The organism is Nocardia anaemiae NBRC 100462 (genome assembly GCF_001612725.1).
Classification (GTDB): Bacteria; Actinomycetota; Actinomycetes; order Mycobacteriales; family Mycobacteriaceae; genus Nocardia; species Nocardia anaemiae.
This window is the reverse complement of the sequence record NZ_BDAZ01000041.1, coordinates 41,992-58,344: the sequence shown is the minus strand read 5'-3', so window position 1 is coordinate 58,344 and position 16,353 is coordinate 41,992. Positions and strand designations below refer to the sequence as shown.

General features: G+C 65.0%; 14 protein-coding genes. 9 read left to right on the top strand and 5 right to left on the bottom strand.

The window, feature by feature from the left end; translation table 11 throughout:
- Nucleotides 1-54: 54 nt before the first annotated feature.
- Nucleotides 55-2,784 carry a discoidin domain-containing protein gene (locus tag NA5_RS23315; RefSeq protein WP_245672356.1) on the bottom strand — a complete coding sequence of 910 codons (2,730 nt, stop codon included), beginning with the start codon at nt 2,782-2,784 and terminating at the stop codon, nt 55-57.
- A gap of 157 nt (nt 2,785-2,941) precedes the next feature.
- Here NA5_RS23315 and NA5_RS23310 point away from each other — a divergent pair, with 157 nt between their 5' ends.
- The gene (locus NA5_RS23310) at nt 2,942-3,973 is read left to right on the top strand and encodes an LLM class flavin-dependent oxidoreductase (RefSeq protein ID WP_062989557.1); all 1,032 of its coding nucleotides are present in this window, start codon (nt 2,942-2,944) and stop codon (nt 3,971-3,973) included.
- On the opposite strand, the gene NA5_RS23305 is transcribed toward NA5_RS23310, so the two are convergent.
- A complete protein-coding gene (locus tag NA5_RS23305; RefSeq protein WP_062989555.1) occupies nt 3,934-4,977 on the bottom strand; it encodes a fused (3R)-hydroxyacyl-ACP dehydratase subunits HadA/HadB in 1,044 nt (347 codons plus the stop codon). The two genes, NA5_RS23310 and NA5_RS23305, sit on opposite strands and share 40 nt — an antisense overlap.
- Before the next feature lie 32 nt (nt 4,978-5,009).
- Nucleotides 5,010-5,648 (bottom strand): YdcF family protein, encoded by a 639-nt coding sequence (locus NA5_RS23300; RefSeq protein ID WP_062989553.1) that lies wholly within the window; start codon nt 5,646-5,648, stop codon nt 5,010-5,012.
- 337 nt (nt 5,649-5,985) lie between these two features.
- Between NA5_RS23300 and NA5_RS23295 the strand changes: the two genes are divergently transcribed.
- Nucleotides 5,986-7,194 carry an esterase/lipase family protein gene (locus NA5_RS23295; RefSeq protein ID WP_062989551.1) on the top strand — a complete coding sequence of 403 codons (1,209 nt, stop codon included), beginning with the start codon at nt 5,986-5,988 and terminating at the stop codon, nt 7,192-7,194.
- A 354-nt stretch (nt 7,195-7,548) separates the two neighbouring features.
- The gene (locus NA5_RS23290; RefSeq protein ID WP_062989549.1) at nt 7,549-8,349 is read left to right on the top strand and encodes a VOC family protein; all 801 of its coding nucleotides are present in this window, start codon (nt 7,549-7,551) and stop codon (nt 8,347-8,349) included.
- A gap of 19 nt (nt 8,350-8,368) precedes the next feature.
- On the opposite strand, the gene NA5_RS23285 is transcribed toward NA5_RS23290, so the two are convergent.
- A complete protein-coding gene (locus NA5_RS23285; RefSeq protein ID WP_062989547.1) occupies nt 8,369-9,322 on the bottom strand; it encodes an Lrp/AsnC family transcriptional regulator in 954 nt (317 codons plus the stop codon).
- 85 nt (nt 9,323-9,407) lie between these two features.
- Between NA5_RS23285 and NA5_RS23280 the strand changes: the two genes are divergently transcribed.
- From NA5_RS23280 to NA5_RS23255, 6 genes are all read left to right on the top strand, one after another.
- A complete protein-coding gene (locus tag NA5_RS23280) occupies nt 9,408-10,289 on the top strand; it encodes a VOC family protein (protein ID WP_245672355.1) in 882 nt (293 codons plus the stop codon).
- Entirely contained in the window at nt 10,286-11,503 is a 1,218-nt protein-coding gene (locus NA5_RS23275; RefSeq protein WP_062989545.1) for a carboxylesterase/lipase family protein, read from the top strand. The genes NA5_RS23280 and NA5_RS23275 overlap by 4 nt, the downstream gene beginning before the upstream one ends.
- Nucleotides 11,504-11,523: 20 nt before the next feature.
- Nucleotides 11,524-12,480 (top strand): hypothetical protein, encoded by a 957-nt coding sequence (locus NA5_RS23270; RefSeq protein ID WP_062989543.1) that lies wholly within the window; start codon nt 11,524-11,526, stop codon nt 12,478-12,480.
- A complete protein-coding gene (locus NA5_RS23265; RefSeq protein ID WP_062989541.1) occupies nt 12,477-12,929 on the top strand; it encodes an ABA4-like family protein in 453 nt (150 codons plus the stop codon). Before NA5_RS23270 ends, NA5_RS23265 begins: the two co-directional genes overlap by 4 nt.
- The gene (locus NA5_RS23260; RefSeq protein ID WP_062989539.1) at nt 12,930-13,442 is read left to right on the top strand and encodes a DoxX family protein; all 513 of its coding nucleotides are present in this window, start codon (nt 12,930-12,932) and stop codon (nt 13,440-13,442) included.
- Between the two features lie 207 nt (nt 13,443-13,649).
- Nucleotides 13,650-14,723: an alpha/beta hydrolase gene (locus NA5_RS23255; protein WP_174555262.1), complete on the top strand. Its 1,074-nt coding sequence runs from the start codon at nt 13,650-13,652 to the stop codon at nt 14,721-14,723.
- A gap of 63 nt (nt 14,724-14,786) precedes the next feature.
- Here the strand turns inward: NA5_RS23255 and NA5_RS23250 are convergent, their stop codons facing one another.
- Nucleotides 14,787-16,004 (bottom strand): PucR family transcriptional regulator, encoded by a 1,218-nt coding sequence (locus tag NA5_RS23250; RefSeq protein WP_062989535.1) that lies wholly within the window; start codon nt 16,002-16,004, stop codon nt 14,787-14,789.
- Between the last annotated feature and the right edge of the window lie 349 nt (nt 16,005-16,353).

Below are 16,353 nucleotides of genomic sequence, written 5' to 3'. Positions count from 1 at the left end.
TGCCGCCACCGATGCATGGTGATCATCGGACCAGCTGTGCCCCAAGGATCTGGGTCAGGTTCGGGGGCCGGTGATTTCGAGTTCTCGGAGGGTGGGGTGAGGGGTGGGGGTCGTGAGTTCTAGGCGGATGTAGCGGGTGGAGAGGGTGGTGGGGAGGGAGCCGGTGGCTGGGTCGGGGGTGATCGGGGTCCAGGTGTGGTTGTCGGGGGAGGTGGTGAAGGTAGTTGGGGTGGGGGTGGTCCAGTGCGGGAGGATGCGGTCGATATGGGTTTCCTGGCCGAGGTCGACGGTGAGGGTGGCGGTGGCGGATTTGGGGGACCAGCCGGTGGCTGGGGTGCCGTCTACGGCGGCTTCGGCGTATTTGCCCGGCTCGTCGGAGCTGGTGGTGACCGGTTTGCAGCGGGCGAGGTTATCGGTGGGGATGCGGTCGGGGCGGCGGGTCGGGATGGTCAGTTCGCTGTCGAGGAGGTGGGTTTCGGTATCGGTTCGGACCGGTAGCGGTTGGCCGTCAGTCAGGGTCAGTTCGGTTTCGTCCGGGCCGATGGTGGCGTCGAAAGTTCGGCCTTGCCAGTGGATTCCATGGATGGTGAGGCCGTCGGGGAATTCCGGTGGCAGGGTTGGCGCGATGCGGACCGCGTCGGTGTCGAAGCGCAGGCCGAGTAGGCCGTTGGTGAAGGTTTGCAGGAATCCGCCTGCCGCGGTGACGAATGTGAAGGCGGGCGCACCGGCGAGGGGATCCTTGGCTGCGACCTTGGCGCCGCGAGCCTCCGCGAACTGGCCGAAGGGGGCGCGAACGAACGGGCGGGCGGCGCGTTCGATGAAGGTATCGGTGGCGCAGCCGGGGACGCCGAGTTTCGCCGCGTCTATGGCATGCACCGAATCGGTCATTGCCGGACCGTCGGGATCCGTGCGCTCCGAATAGTATTCGAGCACGTTGGCCGCGACATCCGGCGGCATCGGCCAGTCCAATGGGTAGATGAGCAGTACGGTGTCGGCCTGTTTGACAGGAGTGCCTGTGTAGCCGTCGAATTGGACGAATATCCGCCGGTTGCCATCGAACGGCATGCGCAGACCATCGGCGATCGAGGTCCATTCGGGCGGCCGCGGTTCGCCCAGAATCTGCGCAGCGCTTGCGGCGTTGCGCAGCGCGAGGGCAGCGACGGCATTGGTGTAGACCGCGTCGTTCACTCCGTTGCTGTACTCGTCGGGACCCGCGACATTGCGAATCGAGTAGCTGCCGTCTTCGTTGCGCGTCACCCGCGAGGCCCAGAATTCGGCCAGCGCGCGCATCACCGGCCAACCGCGTTCACGCAAGTACCCGGTGTCGCCGGTGGCCGCGTAGTACTGCCACGCCGCCAGCGACGCATCTCCTTGCAGATGAATCTGAGTCAGGCAGTGCGGCGGGTCCCAACTGTGGCATTCGTCGAGATCGCCACGGCTGGCGCTGGTCCACGAATAGAAGGCACCGCGGTAGCCGAGCCGCTCGGCATTGGCTTGCGCGGCGGGCAAGGTCCGAAAGCGGTAGTCCACGATAGATTTCGCCAATTCCGGTGCGAACTGGAGCAATCCGGGGAACGTCCAGATATCCGCATCCCAGAACACGGCGCCGCCGTAGTTGTCGCTGCTTAGCCCGACCGGCGAAATGCTGTTGTCCTGTTGCGGATTCGTGCTGGAGTACAGCGAATACAACGCACCGCGCGCCCAAGTCTGCACATCGGGCTGACCGGGCACCTCGACATCACCGCGCCACCGCGCCCGCCAGGCCGCGGATGTTTGCGCGAGCAGGTTCGCCCATCCCGTCCGCACCGCCCGCTGTGCCGCCTCGAATGCGCTCGCCGCCGGGTCAGGCGAGGTGCGGGTGGTGTCGACCCCGACGAACTTCGTCAGCTGATAGGTGCCGCCGTCGCGCACTCGAAACCGAACATCCTGGCGCGCACTGAGATCGCGGCCCGCTGGCATCGGCTCGATCGCGTTCGAAGCGATCCCGGCACCCGGCCGCAGCACGGACACGATATCGCCGTCGACATCCGTGCCGTCGGTACGGAATCCGACTCGAATCGTGTCGTCATCGCGCGCGCCCACCTCGGACTGGCTGACTCGTCGCGCTCCGGCGCCGTCGACGAGATCGGAAACGACCATCTCGCCCGACCAGTGCGGCACCACCGTGACGTGCACCGCGCCGACATGCTGATCCGACTGGTCGGTGAGCACGTCGTAAACCAGATCGGTGGCCTTGCCATCGGGCGCGGTCCAGGTCAGCCTGGTCTGCACCAGCCCGCAGCGCAGGTGCAGCGTCTGTGCGAAATTCGAGATCTGAGCCGCCGGTGTGGCGGACGAATAGGTGTGCTCGCCGACACCGACCGACAATCCGGACCAGTTCGGAATGGCAGCGGCGACCTCGCGGTTATCGGCCACACCCGGAGTGTGCGCATAGAGGCCGGCGACGAAAGCGCCATCGTATGCGGGCGTGTACAGCGGCCAGCCGGTCATCTCATCGGTCGCGGCGTACCCCATGCCGTGCGGCGGCACGCGCAAGCCGAGATAGCCGTTGCCGACGAATGGATGCGCATCGATCGGCACCTGCACCCGATCGTTGGACGGTGCCCAGCCGGGCGCCGACGCCAGTGGATCATCCGGACATGCGGTGCTCGCTACCCGATCGGTGTGACGCACCGTGACCAGCACCGCTGTCACCGCCAGCACGATTACAGCCGCGAGCGCGACAGCCAACAGGATGGTGGTGCGACGGCTCATGCGTTGGAATAACTGGCCGATCCTGGACATTCGCGCCTCCACGTCGAGCTCGACGTTCGTGCCGAGCCGCGATACGCGTCGACGACCGCAGGACCGGCTACCGGGTTACGCAGGTGTGATCTCCATTCTTCCATCCAGCGCCGTCCGCACGGTGGAATGCGGCGGGGTCCGGGGTGTTGACACAGATATGATTTCGGAACTGGATCAGGTGCGGTTGTCGATCCTGGATCGCTCGCGCGTCCGACGCGGACAGAGCCATCCGGAGGCACTGCGGGAGACCGTGCAGTTCGCGCGCCTGGCCGAGGAGTGGGGATATCACCGGTTCTGGGTCTCGGAGCACCACAGTGTGCCTGGCGTCGCGGGCTCGGCGCCGACCGTATTGGCCGCGGCCGCGGCGGCGGCGACCTCGCGGATCCGAATCGGTACCGGCGGGGTGATGCTGCCGAATCATCAACCATTGGTCGTCGCCGAGCAATTCGGGGTCTTGGAATCGCTGTATCCCGGGCGCATCGATATGGGGTTCGGTCGCTCGGTCGGCTTCACCGACGGCGTGCGACGGGCACTCGGACACGGCAAGAGCGATGCCGACGATTTCGATCAGCAACTCACCGATGTTCTCGAATATATCGCCCGGGGCAAGTCAGGTGTGCACGCTTGGCCCGCGGAGGGGCTGCGGATACCCGCATTCCTATTGGCGACCGGATCCGGTGCGCAACGGGCGGCACGTTTCGGATTGCCGCTGGTTATCGCCGCGATCGCCGGACCGGACCGCATGGTCGAGGCGATCGAGGGCTACCGCGCGCAATTCCGCGCCACGCCATGGGGAGCCGAACCGTATGTCGTCGTATCCGGCGCGGTGGTGATCGCCGATACCACCGAGGACGCCCATCGGCTGTTGCTGCCGGAGGCGTGGTCGAGCACGTATTCCCGGACGCGTGGGGAATTTCCGGTGTTGATTCCGCCTGCGGAGATCGAATCCATGACGATGACCGAGCGGGAACGTCGGATCTTCGACGAGGCGCTGCGCGACCAGATCCACGGTACCGAGGACGAGGTCGCGGACGCATTGGAGGACTTGGTCGCTCGCACCGGCGCGGACGAAATCCTCGTCCACACCAGCACATACGACCGCTCCGCACGACTGGACTCACATCGCAGACTCGCCCGGCTGGCTGGACTTCAATCCCGTTCAGTGAAGCGGACTTCCGCGGCGGCGTAGCCGAAAAGCCGACGGCCATGCGCCCTTGCGTCCAGCGCTACGGTTGCCATGCGGCGATGCGGGTCGAGTGAGGTTATCCGGCCATGGAATTCGATCGCGCTGGCCTGAAGGGGCGGAATATGCAGGTAGTGCGTGTGATGTGCGAACTGTGCGCGGAATCGGGTGGCGGCCGCCGGATCACCGAGCCAGCCACTGAGGTATCCGGCGGCCAGACCGAGTTTGAACATGCCGGGGGCGACGACGGTCGGCAGACCGGTCGCGGTGGCGGCCTGCTCGCTGAACAGCACCGGATCGGCATCACCGGTCACCCCGGCGTAATCGACCAGATCACCGCGGGACAGCTGAACGACCCGTGCCGGTAATTCGGTACCGACCGATAGGGATTCGAAATCGACTGTGGTGCAGGGAGTCCGCGGTGAGATCGGTGCCACGATACCGTCGTCTTCGGCCGGAACGACGACACCGGGGGTATGTGGCGCAATCGGGGTATGCGCGCCGAGCCGTTCCGCCGATCCGGCGTTCTCCCGTCCGGTGCGCGCCAGCAGGGCGGTCGACCCGGTCTGCACCACGTCGCCGTGCTGATCGGTCAGTACGCTCTTGACCGCGAGCACATCGTATTGGGCGAAATGCTGGAATGATTCGAAATAGACATCACAGGTGATCCGGTCACCGGCGACCAGCGGCCTGCCGATATCGAGCACCTGGTCGGCGTGCAGAATCCGGTGAGCTTCGTAGCCGGTGATGAGGGTATCGAGTATTTCGCGATGGATCCGGAGCAGGATTATCGAGGCGAATGTCGGCGGGGCGATCAACCCGCCGAAGCCGAGTTGCGCCGCGGCCTCCTCATTCCAATGTGCGGGGTGGAAATCCTGTATCGCGCGGGCGAATTCACGGATCTTTTCCCGCCGGACCTCATATGTGGTGGCGGATCGATATCGATGGTCGAGTAACGCGCGGGCCTGGTCGGCGGGATCGGTAGCGGCATCGACGGCGCTATTGTTCATATTCGCTCCTGTGTTGCTGAATGTGGTGCGGTTCAGGATCTGGGCCCGAATTCCCAAACGAGCGGCGGTACCTTCTCCGGAGTGACGGTGGCGATGACGGCTATGCCCGCGTCGCCGAAAAGGGCTGCGGCCCGGTCGATATGGTCGGCGGAGGTCACCACGACCGCGTCGCGGGTGCCGATATCGTGCATGATCCGAGCCGATCGCTCGGCATTCTGCGCGGTGGACACCGCTTCCGGTTCGATATGGATGCGCTCGGCCGGAATACCGTGCCCGATAAGCCAATCCGCCATCGCTTGCGCCTCGGTGACACCGCTGCACGGATTACCGCCCGTCACGATGATCGGTGACAGCGGAGCCAGCAGTGCCTGTACATATCCGGCGTGCAGTCGACTGATCAACTCCGGTCGCATTTCGCCGTCGGGGAGCAGTCCGTACCCGAGCACCACGATCGCGGTCTGCGGTCCGCGGAAGCCGAGCGGCTGTGCCGACGGCGCGGGTTCGGTTGGCGGCCAATCGAACAGCGTCCCCTGCGGCTGCTCGGCGGAGCCGCCCGCATCGGCGATCGCGGGCGGGCTGTGCAGCAATACCGCCGCCACCGTGGCGGTGCCGAACAGGGTCCCCGAGGTCATCCGTAAGATGCCGCGGCCGAATTCGATCGGATCGAACATGGCAGCTCCACTCATTAGCCGTCGGGTGGCCGCCGACGGTCGGAAAGGTGGAAACCATGGTCTTCCCGCATGATCCGAATTCCTCGTGATCCGTTGGTGATCTGGATAATTCACCGAATTCGATCGGATGAATTGTGGCCGTCGCCGCGACACCGGAAAACCGTGATTGTGCCGCACCCCTAACACGGACAAACCCGTTTGGTGAGGTATCCAGTTACGTTGCCGTCGCACGGGTTTCACCGGCACCCGGCTTTAGCGTTGGCGCAGTTTCAGTGCCGTCGACCGACATACCTCGGCGCTGCGACTCGAACGCTGACGTTCTCCAGGAAGGCATGTCATGAAACGAAGTAGATGCGGTCGGTCGGTCAGCGCCGCGGTGATGATGGGCGTCTCGGTGCTCACCATGAGCATGACCGGGGTCACAGCCAACGCGGATCCCGATCCGGCGCCAACGGAGCAGACACTGGCCGACTACATCGCCGCGGGCCGGAAGGCGGCGCCGGTCGCCGATTCCGGCAGCGCGGGTAGTTCGGGTTCGGCCTGCACCTCGGGCAGCGGTGCGGGATCGGGCAATGGCTCCGGTGATTGCTACGGTGGCTCCGGTAGCAGTTCCGGATCATCGGGCGGATATGCCAGCGACACAGTGGGTTACGGCCCGCCGATGACATCGTGGCTGGCCGCCTTCGGCTACGGCCTGTTGAATCCTGATGTCGCACCGCCCGGCACAAACGACTGGAACTGCAAGCCGACCGCCGAACATCCGCGCCCCGTGGTCGCATTGCACGGCACCTGGATGAACGCCTACAACGGATTCGCCTATATGGGCCAGCCGCTGAAGGATGCGGGCTTCTGTGTCTTCACCTTCAACTACGGTCGCTCGAACCTGCTGGAAGGCGGCGGGGTCGGATCGGTGCTACCCGGCGTGATGGGTACCGGATACATCCAGGATTCGGCCAAACAGGTCGCCGCGTTCGTCGATCGAGTGCTCGCGGCGACCGGTGCGTCCGAGGTCGATATCGTCGCCCACTCCCAGGGCGGTTCGATGGCCAACTGGTACACGAAGTTCGAGGGCGGTGCGGCCAAGGTGAAGAATCTGGTCACCTTCGGCGCCACCCACCACGGCACCAGCCTCGACGGGATCGGCGCATTGGGCCGGGCCATCAATAACTTCGGTATCGACATTCTCGGCTTCATCGAGATCTTCGTCGGTCACGCGGGCATCCAGCAGACCATCGGCTCGGATTTCGTGAACCAGCTCAATGCGAACGGCGACACCATTGCGGGGGTCGACTACACGGTCGTGGGAACCCGCTACGACGAGGTCACCAACCCCTACGACCTGACCTTCCTGAAGGCGGGCCCGGGGGTGACCGTCCACAACATCACCCTTCAGGACGGTTGCGAACAGGACCTGTCGGACCACCTGACGATCATGTACTCGCCGCGCGCCCTGTCGATCGCGCTCAACGCGCTCGACCCGGCCGCGCATCCGAATCTGGAATGCGCCTTCAACCCGTGGTTGATCGGCGGTGGCGGCAAGCTGTGAGATTCGAGTAGGCGTGCACCGCGGCCGGACAGGACGAACCCTGACTCCCCGAGCCTGTCCGGCGGGTGCGCTCACCGCCACGCGATCCCGTACCGGCGAAACGGATTCCTACCCCGCCTCTGTTTCCCGATGGGTGTCGGCGCGTGGTGGCCTGTCCACCGGGCCGATTCCGCACGATCGGCCCGGTGGGCATTCGGATGTCCGAACCCGTTGCAGTAACCGTTCGGCGAACTACAGGACACCGGCCGGAGATGCTGGTTCACTACTAGACGGCAGTGTGATCGGCATCATCCCGGGCGGGTTCGGTAGGCCCGCCCGCGACCGCAGGCAACCGACGAGTGAACGGAGATACCGATGCCTGTTCGAAGCACACCTTGGTCCGAGGGCACCCCGTGTTGGGTCGACTGCCAGGTCGACGACCCGGTGAAGGCGAGCGAGTTCTACGCCGATCTGTTCGGCTGGTCCATCGAGAGCGGTGGGGACGAGGCAGGCGGATATCTGATGGGGATGAAGGGCGGTGACGCGGTGGCCGGAATCGGTCCCAAACCGCAGTCCGAGATGCCCTCGGTGTGGACGACCTACTTCGCCGCCGACGATGCCGACGCGATCGCCGAGAAGGTGCGCGCGGCGGGCGGCCAAGTCGTCATGCCCCCATTCGACGTGCTCGATGCCGGGCGCATGTTCATCGGAATCGACACCGTCGGTGCGGCATTCGGCATCTGGCAGGCCCGTGCGCACAACGGCGCCGCGGTCCACAACGAGCACGGCGCCTACTGCTGGAACGAACTGCACACCCGCCAGCTCGACACCGCGAAGAAGTTCTACGCCGACGTCTTCGGCTTCACCTACGCCGATGTCGGCGACGGCAAGAACATGATCTACGCGATGTTCACCCCGCGCGGCGGCGAACAGTCCGTCGGCGGCATGAACGACGACACCGTGATGCCCGGCGAACCCATGCCCAGCTACTGGCTGACCTGGTTCCAGTTCGACGATGTCGACGCCGGAGTAGCGCGCGCTTCCGAACTCGGCGCGCAGGTGCTGATGCCCGCGTCCGACTCACCGGCCGGCCGAATGGCGATGGTCGCGGCGCCACAGGGAGAGATGTTCGGGCTGATCGATACCAACGTGACGGTGGGGGAGATGCCGCAGTAAACGAGCGTCGCCCGAACGACTAACGAAATATTTGGGCGTCGCGCTTGGCGTAGGTGGCGATCGGTGTGGTTTCCATGCGTTCGATCCCGTCCAGTGCGGTGATCCGCTCGGTGAGGTAGGCATACAGTTCTGCGGAGGTGCGGAAGACCGCGATCGCTATCAGATTGTGCTCGCCGGTGGTGGCGCCGACGAATGCTGCCTCGAAGTCGGAAGCCAAGGCTGTCGCCACAGTCTGGAGCTGATGCGGTACTACGCTCATCCAGATCACGCAGGAGACGGTGAAACCGAATGCGGCGGGGTCGATTTCGACGCTGAACCGCAAAATCCCGGCGCGTCGAAGTTCGTCGAGTCGACGCCGGATCGCTGTCTCGGACCAGCCGATGCGGCGGGCGAGGTCGGGGTAAGTGGTGCGGCCGTCGAGCGATAGGGCGGCGAGTAGCCGATGGTCGAGCTCGGTCAGCGATAGCGACTGTGTCGCGGCGGTATCCGGTGGTTGCAGCGCCTCGATTTGGGCGGTGGTCAGCGCCGAGGTGCGGCCGCGCCAGCGGCGTTGCATGAAGTGGTGCAGGAGCCGGTGTGCGGTGATATCGAGGACATCGCCATGTCCGGCGAGTACGGCCAGCGGTGCCGGGCCGTCGCCGGGTATGCGGAAGATGCACACGATTTCGGTGCCACTGTCGACCACCGTCACCCAGGCGGTGTCCGGACGCTGGACGAGGGCGCGCGCCAGCGTGCCAGCGGAACTTGCCCGTACGGTGATTCGGACGATCCACTCAGCGGTTGCAATCGGCCCCGGGGTCGCGACGCCGGTGACCCGGACGAGCCCGTTGGCGCGCAGGCGGCCGTATCGACGGGCCACGGTGCGCGAGGAAACCCTAAGTACCTGGGCGATTGTGCTGTATGCGGCGCGGCCGTCGATTTGTAGTGCGTGCAGCAGTTGCAGGTCGAGCTCGTCGAGGGTGTCCGAATCCACCCGATCAGGGTAGATAGATGTCCGAAAACGGCGTCGACCGCCCGATAAGCGGTCTTCGACGCTGTGGTCCAGCAGCCTCGTTCGCATGAACGACGACATGAGCAGGCAGTACATCGGAGCCATCCACCACACGGGTCTCAAAGGCAGTGACTTCGATGCGATGACGCGTAGATACCGGTCCTTCGGATTCACCTTGACGCCGCGGTCGCGGCACCTGATGAGCCCGGGACCGGGTGAACCGGCGATTCTGGGGTGCACCGCCAACGAATGCGCGGTGTTCGGCGACTCGTACATCGAATTGTTCGGCATCGTCGATGCCGCCGCCCCGGACCCGTGGCACGCCAAACGGCTGCCGGATGGATTCCGGATTCTCAATCTGGAGACCGACGACGCCGCCGCGGTCAGCACGCGGCTCATCGAAGCCGGGCTGCCCGCTTCCGGTGTGCTCGAACTGAAACGTGATGTGGACACCGAGGACGGCGTGCGGACCATGCGCGCCCGCACGGTGCATATCGATCCGCGCAGCACGTCCGAGGGTTTGCTCGGCATATCCCAGCACCTGACCCGCGAATATGTGCACCAGCCACGGTATCTCGACCATCCGAACGGAGCGCGCGGGATCGCGGCGGTGACGATCGTGGCCGCCGACATCGAGTTCGACGAGATCGTCGACCGCTACCGGCGCATCATCGCGGTCGATCCGACCATCGAGGATTCGTTGATCGTGTTGGCGCACAAAGAGGTTCGACTCGAGTTCGTTCGGGCGTCGGACGTAGGCCAGGTGCTGCCCGGTGAGCCGGTGCCTGCGCCATCGTACTTAGCGGCGATGACCATCCGGGTCGATGATGTCGACCACGCGCGTCGGATTGTGGTAAGCACCGGTTCGCCGACTCGCACCACCGCGGCGGGGTTCTTTGTGTCCGCGCGCGACGCATACGGCGCCGGACTGACATTCGTCGCGCAATGATCGTCGAGACTGCCGCGGGGAAGGTCAGGGGGAGTGCCGACGGTCGGGTAGCCGCGTTCCGCGGCATCCCTTTCGCGACTGCCGTGCGTTTCGGCGCGCCGCGCGCCGTGGAGCCATGGCCGGGCATCCGCGACAGTGTCGAGATCGGCCCGGCCGCACCACAGTTGGCGTCACGGCTGGAGCGCGTCATGGGTCGGTTCACGGTCGCCCAGGCCGAAGACTGTCTGTCGCTGAATGTTTGGGCACCGGCCGGGTCCGGTCATCAGGTGCTGGTTTTTCTGCACGGCGGCGGATTCACCAGCGGCTCGGGCGGATTGGCCTGGTACGACGGTGCGGAGCTGGCCGAGCACGGAGACATCGTGGTCGTGACAATCAACTATCGACTCGGTGTTCTCGGATATCTGTACCTACCCGGTGTCAGCGAAGGCAATCTCGGATTGCTCGACCAAATGGCCGCACTGGAGTGGGTGCGGGACAACATCGCCGCGTTCGGCGGGGATCCGGCGCAGGTCACCGTTGCCGGGCAATCCGGCGGGGCGCTCTCGATACTCGCGATGCCTGCCCGGACCACCGGACTTTTCCGTCGTGCGATCCTGCAGAGCACCCCTGCCGGTATACCGCCCGCCTCACCCGAGGACGCGGTCCTTGCCGGGCGAATGCTGTTGAGCGAGTTGGGCCTTGCGCTGGATGAGCAGCGGCGATTGTTCGATGTTCCGGTGGCCGAGCTGCTCTCGGCGCAGCATGCGGTCGGGGCGCGCGTCGGTGGTGCGGCTCCGCCGTATCAACTGGTCGCCGACGGTGTTCTCGTCAGCGACGACTTGGTGCGGTCGGCCTCTGTTACGGGTATCGAGGTCCTGCTGGGAACGACAAAGGACGAGGCGCTGGCGATGGTCGCTGACGCAGCCGACGCCGTGACCCACCAAGTGTTCCGTGCTCCTACCCTGCGCTTGGCGGAAACGCTTGCCGCGCACGGAAATACCGCATGGCGCTACCGATTCGACTGGCATCCGGCGGGCAGCCCCTTCGGCGCATGTCACTGCCTGGACCTGCCGTTCCTGCTCGGGAACGCGGCAGCGTGGGCGCACGCGCCGATGCTCATGGGCGAGCGGCCGCAGACCCTGGTCGAGGACATGCGCGGGCGCTGGATCGGCTTCATCCGCCACGGCGACCCCGGCTGGTCCCGCGCCACCGAACAGCACTTGAACACCGACTAGTTCCTGCCGAAGGACACCACATGACCTCCCTGAATTGGCATCGCCCACTGATGCTGCTCGCCATCGTGATGGCACTGCTTGTTCTCTTCTCGATCGGGGGTGTGATCGTCGACGACCGCGTCCTCACCGGACTGCCGATCTGGGCCAAGGCATTGAAATTCGCGCTTTCGGTGCTTATCTACGCCGTTACCTGGGCGTGGCTGATCGCCCAGCTCAGCCGCTGGCGGCGGATCGCCTGGTGGGCAGGCACGGTGGCGGCCGTCGGCCTCGGCGTGGAACTGGCCGTCATCGTGATCCAGATCGTGCGCGGCGCCACCAGCCACTTCAACTTCACTACTCCGCTCAATGCCGCGCTGTGGGACACCATGGGGCTGTCCATAGTCGTGGTCTGGGTCGCGACGCTGGTCGTATCGCTGATCCTGTTTGGCAACCCGACGCCGGATCCGGCCCGCAACGCCGCGATCCGCTCCGGCGCCGCACTGTCCCTGATCGGTGCGGCGCTGGGGATGCTCATGGTGATGCCGACCGCGGCTCAACGCGAGACGGGCAGCGCCATCCGAGGCGCGCACACCGTCGGCCTCGCCGACGGTGGACCGGGGCTGCCGATTCTCGGCTGGAGCACCACCGGTGGTGACCTACGCATCCCGCATTTCCTCGGAATGCATGCGGTGCAACTGCTTCCACTGGTCATCATCGCCCTGGAATTCGGTGCGCGCCGAATTCCCGCATTGCGGTCGGCCCGGTCCAGGGCGGCGCTCGTGACCGACGCGGCAGCGAGCTTCGGCGGCCTGCTCGCCGTGCTGACCTGGCAGGCGCTGCGCGGACAATCCGTGGTGCATCCGGACACACCGACGTTGCTGGCACTCGCAGGAATAGCCACTGCCGCAATCGGATCGGCCATGGTGATCATTCGGCGCCGACCGCGGTCCACACACCTGCCATCTGAACCGCTGACCGTGATCGGAGCGACTCGATGACCCGTTCGCTATTCGATCTCACCTTCTGGCTGGCCGCGCCCGTCTGGGCGCTCATGATTCTGGCGCCGCGCTGGCATCGAACGCAGACCATCGTCGCGTCACCACTGATCTGTGTGCCGCCGTTGCTGATCTACGCGACGCTGGTGCTGCCGGAGTTCGGGCCTTTCCTGTCCGTACTGGTCAACCCGAATCTGCCTGGCTTGCAAGCAATTCTTGCCAGTGATGCGGGCGCAGCCGCGGCGTGGGCACACTTCGTGGGATTCGATCTGTTTGTCGGCCGCTGGATCTACTTCGACAGCCGCGCACGCGGTATCCATCCCGTGCCGATCAGTGGACTGCTGCTGTTCACGATCTTGTTCGCGCCGCTGGGCGTACTCGCCTACCTGCTCATCCGACTCCTCCCGGCACACCGACCGACACCGAACCAACTCACCCATGCGGAGGCATGAATGGAAACCCTGATCTTTCTGTTGATTGTCCTGCTCGTGCTGCGCCTCGCCGGTGTACTGGGAGCTACTCGATTCACCGGCTGGCCGACGTGCGCGGCGTATGCCCTTGCGGCGATGCTGGTGCTCACCGGCACGACGCATTTCCTTCCCGACAGCCTTGCGAGCGGGCCTGCTCCCACCCACAGCGATCTGCTGCCCATGGTGCCGCCGTTCGTGCCATTTCCGAGTTTCCTGGTGTATCTGACCGGCGTGCTGGAACTGCTCGGCGCGCTCGGTCTCGTCCGCGCCAGCACCCGCCGACCCGCCGGGATCGGCTTGGTCGCACTGTTCGTCACACTGCTGCCCGCCAATATCTATGCCGCCGTATCCGACATCCCGTTCAACGGCGCGCCCGCGTCTCCGCTGTGGATTCGGATACCCGAACAGGTGCTCTACATCGCAGTGGCTTTATGGGCGGCCGGACTGTACAGGCCGAGTCGTGACGAACTTGTCGACGTGGCGGTGCAACGCTGAAGGAACCCGTGGACGCCGAGAACCGCGGGCGTCGCCCCGTATTGTGTTGCGTCCCTAGTGGTGTCGAGGGCATTGGTGAGGTGTCAAGATCCCGCTGGCGTTTGCCGTACATCGTTCTTATCCGACTCTAGCGTTGGCGCAGTTTCTGCCGTTGACGAGCACGAACGATGTGAGTAGACGAACGCTGGGTCTTGGAGGAAGTGGAGAATGAAACGAAGTCCTGCCGGAGACGCGTTTGCGCCGGTTGCCGGATCGGGCAGTGGGAGGGTCGGAACAGCTCGCCGCCCTTGGGTGCACGCGCTCGCTGCGTTGGCGGCGGTGTTCACGGTGAGTGCGGGCGTGGTCCCGTCGGCCGCGAAGGCCGATGCACCGTCATCGATCACCGGGTCGTGGGCCGAGGGTGATCGCACCGTGCAGCTGCGGGTGTATTCCGCTGCCATGCAACAGGACATCATGGTGAAGGTGTTGCGTCCGGCGGATCGGTCGACACCGCGACCGACGTTGTATCTGCTGAATGGCGGTGGCGGTGGGCAGGACAGTGCGACCTGGCAGAAGAACACCGACGTGCTGAGGTTCCTCGCCGATAAAGACGTGAATGTGGTGCAGCCGGTGGGTGGCAAGTGGAGCTACTACACCGACTGGCGTGCGCCCGATCCGAAACTCGGTCTGTACAAGTGGAAGACGTTCCTCACCGAGGAGTTGCCGCCGCTGATCGATGCGGAGCTCGATACCACCGGTGTCAATGCCATCGCCGGGCTATCTACGTCGGGCACTTCGGTTTTGCAGTTGCCGATCGCGAAACCTGGTCTGTACCAAGCAGTTGCGGCTTACAGCGGTTGTGCGCAGATCAGTGATCCGATCGGGCAGCAGTTCGTGAAGCTCGCGGTGGAGGGCTGGGGCGGCGGCGATACGGTGAATATGTATGGCCCGTTGAATGATCCGATGTGGGCGGCCAACGATCCCTACCTGCATGCCGACCAGTTGCGCGGCATCCACCTGTTCATCTCCACGGGTACGGGCGTGCCGGGAATGTATGACCGCTACAACGGCACCCATATGCAGCCCGGGCCGCGTGGGTTCTTCAATCAGCTGGTGATCGGCGGTGTCATCGAATCCGCGGTGAACTGGTGCACCCAGAACCTGCGCTCCAAACTGGATCAGCTGGGCATCCCGGCCACCTATGACTTCCAGCCCACCGGGACGCACTCGTGGGGGTATTGGCAAGAGGCACTGAAGACTTCATGGCCGGTGCTGGCCGAGGGGCTCGGCCTGCCGTCCTGATAGGAAGACCCTCCAGACAAGCGAAAGGCCCGCCGGACGATCATCCGGCGGGCCTTCTCATTGTCACGTCCGGTATGTGCGCGCGACCAAAGCGGAGCGCAGATACCAGAGCCCGGACGGCTGTGACGGGTCGAAGCCGGTGAGTTGTCCGATGCGCTTGAGGCGGTAGTCGACCGTATTGGTGTGCACATGCAGCACCCGGGCGGTCCGTTGGCGGTTGAGGTTGTTGCCGATGTGGCGCTGCAGCGTTTCCAGCAGTTCGGGGTGTTCGTCCAGCGGATCCAGCAGCGAACCGAGGTATTCGCGGCCAGGACCCGGCCGGGTGAGCTGGTATTCGAGGGCGAGTTCGTCGAAGCGGTAGAGCCCGGCCACCGCCTGCAGCCGCTGCACCATGTCCAGCAGTTCATGCGCCTGGTCGGCGGCGTTCGGAATCTGCTCTGGTGTGGCAACGACCATGGTCGCGGTAATGCCGACCTGCGCGGCATGCGAGAGCCTGGTCACCACGGCGTCGAGTTCGTCGTTGTCGAATTGGGCCGACGGGATCAGCACGGTGCCGCCGTCCACACTCAGCAATGACAGCGCGCTCGCGCCGCATTGGGTGGCGAGTTCGGCCTGCAGCCGACGCAACTTGCGCCGGGCCACCACCTGGCCGTCGAGCATCGGATTGTGCTCATCGCGATGCGGTGGAATGGCAACGGCGAGAACGTCGTACGACTCCGCGATGGCGATGCCGCATTCGCGGGCCATGGTCGAGGTGCTGTGTCCGCCGAGCAGGGCGGAGGTGAGCGTGTGCACGGCGGTGTGGTGCTCGCTGACGACCGCGCGCAGCTCGCGGATATAGGCCACCGAGATCGCCGAGGTGAGCTTGTCGAGCAGTTCGACGACCATCTTCGCGCCGTCGACGAGATTGTCGTAGTCCTTGATCGTCGCACTGGACACCACCAGCTCGAGGCCCATCTGGAAGCCCTCGTGGATGGAATGCAGGATGGTGTCGATCGGCACGCCCTCGCGGGCCCAGCCCGCGGCATGGTCCTCGAGCCGCTGCACCTTCTCCGGGATGTCCTTGCCGTCGAGCATGCTGACCGCGATCTCGAGGCAGACGCGGGTGCTGGCGGTGAAATCTCCGGTAATGGCATCCCCTGGCATCGTCGAGCAGGGGATGACGTTGTCCACGAAGTGGCCGACCATCTGTCGGGACAGCGCGCGGACGTCCTTGAGCGGGGACGACATCGGCTTGCCCGACAGGGTCAGGGTCGGCCTGGTCGAGTGGTCGACGGACATTGGCGTCTCCTTTTCGGCCACGGGTGTAGCTGTGGGGAGCATTCACACTAACCCTCCGAGGTGACGTGTGGACTGGTTCGCATCGTTCTGTGAGAGTGCGCTAGCCGGGCGGGCGGGCGCTTGTGAGCGGTCACAGTGCTTCAGAGGGGCTACCGGCGGGTAATGAGAGCCGTCACATCCGCCCCTCGGACCAGAAGTTAGCCGGAAGTTCGGGTGCGGAACATGACCGACCGTCGGATGTAAAAATGCCGTTACGTGACTTTGTATTCGGTGCGAAATGTGTTAGCGCCCAATACAAAACAAAAGTACCGATGGGTCGGTTCGGAAACATCGCTGTCAGCTCGGTGAA

Excerpts from the sequence above, each read along its gene's own strand:
- NA5_RS23315 (WP_245672356.1), bottom strand. The coding sequence starts at position 2,784 with ATGTCCAGGATCGGCCAGTTATTCCAACGCATGAGCCGTCGCACCACC.
- NA5_RS23310 (WP_062989557.1), top strand. The coding sequence starts at position 2,942 with ATGATTTCGGAACTGGATCAGGTGCGGTTGTCGATCCTGGATCGCTCG.
- NA5_RS23305 (WP_062989555.1), bottom strand. The coding sequence starts at position 4,977 with ATGAACAATAGCGCCGTCGATGCCGCTACCGATCCCGCCGACCAGGCC.
- NA5_RS23300 (WP_062989553.1), bottom strand. The coding sequence starts at position 5,648 with ATGTTCGATCCGATCGAATTCGGCCGCGGCATCTTACGGATGACCTCG.
- NA5_RS23295 (WP_062989551.1), top strand. The coding sequence starts at position 5,986 with ATGAAACGAAGTAGATGCGGTCGGTCGGTCAGCGCCGCGGTGATGATG.
- NA5_RS23290 (WP_062989549.1), top strand. The coding sequence starts at position 7,549 with ATGCCTGTTCGAAGCACACCTTGGTCCGAGGGCACCCCGTGTTGGGTC.
- NA5_RS23280 (WP_245672355.1), top strand. The coding sequence starts at position 9,408 with ATGAACGACGACATGAGCAGGCAGTACATCGGAGCCATCCACCACACG.
- NA5_RS23275 (WP_062989545.1), top strand. The coding sequence starts at position 10,286 with ATGATCGTCGAGACTGCCGCGGGGAAGGTCAGGGGGAGTGCCGACGGT.
- NA5_RS23270 (WP_062989543.1), top strand. The coding sequence starts at position 11,524 with ATGACCTCCCTGAATTGGCATCGCCCACTGATGCTGCTCGCCATCGTG.
- NA5_RS23265 (WP_062989541.1), top strand. The coding sequence starts at position 12,477 with ATGACCCGTTCGCTATTCGATCTCACCTTCTGGCTGGCCGCGCCCGTC.
- NA5_RS23260 (WP_062989539.1), top strand. The coding sequence starts at position 12,930 with ATGGAAACCCTGATCTTTCTGTTGATTGTCCTGCTCGTGCTGCGCCTC.
- NA5_RS23255 (WP_174555262.1), top strand. The coding sequence starts at position 13,650 with ATGAAACGAAGTCCTGCCGGAGACGCGTTTGCGCCGGTTGCCGGATCG.
- NA5_RS23250 (WP_062989535.1), bottom strand. The coding sequence starts at position 16,004 with ATGTCCGTCGACCACTCGACCAGGCCGACCCTGACCCTGTCGGGCAAG.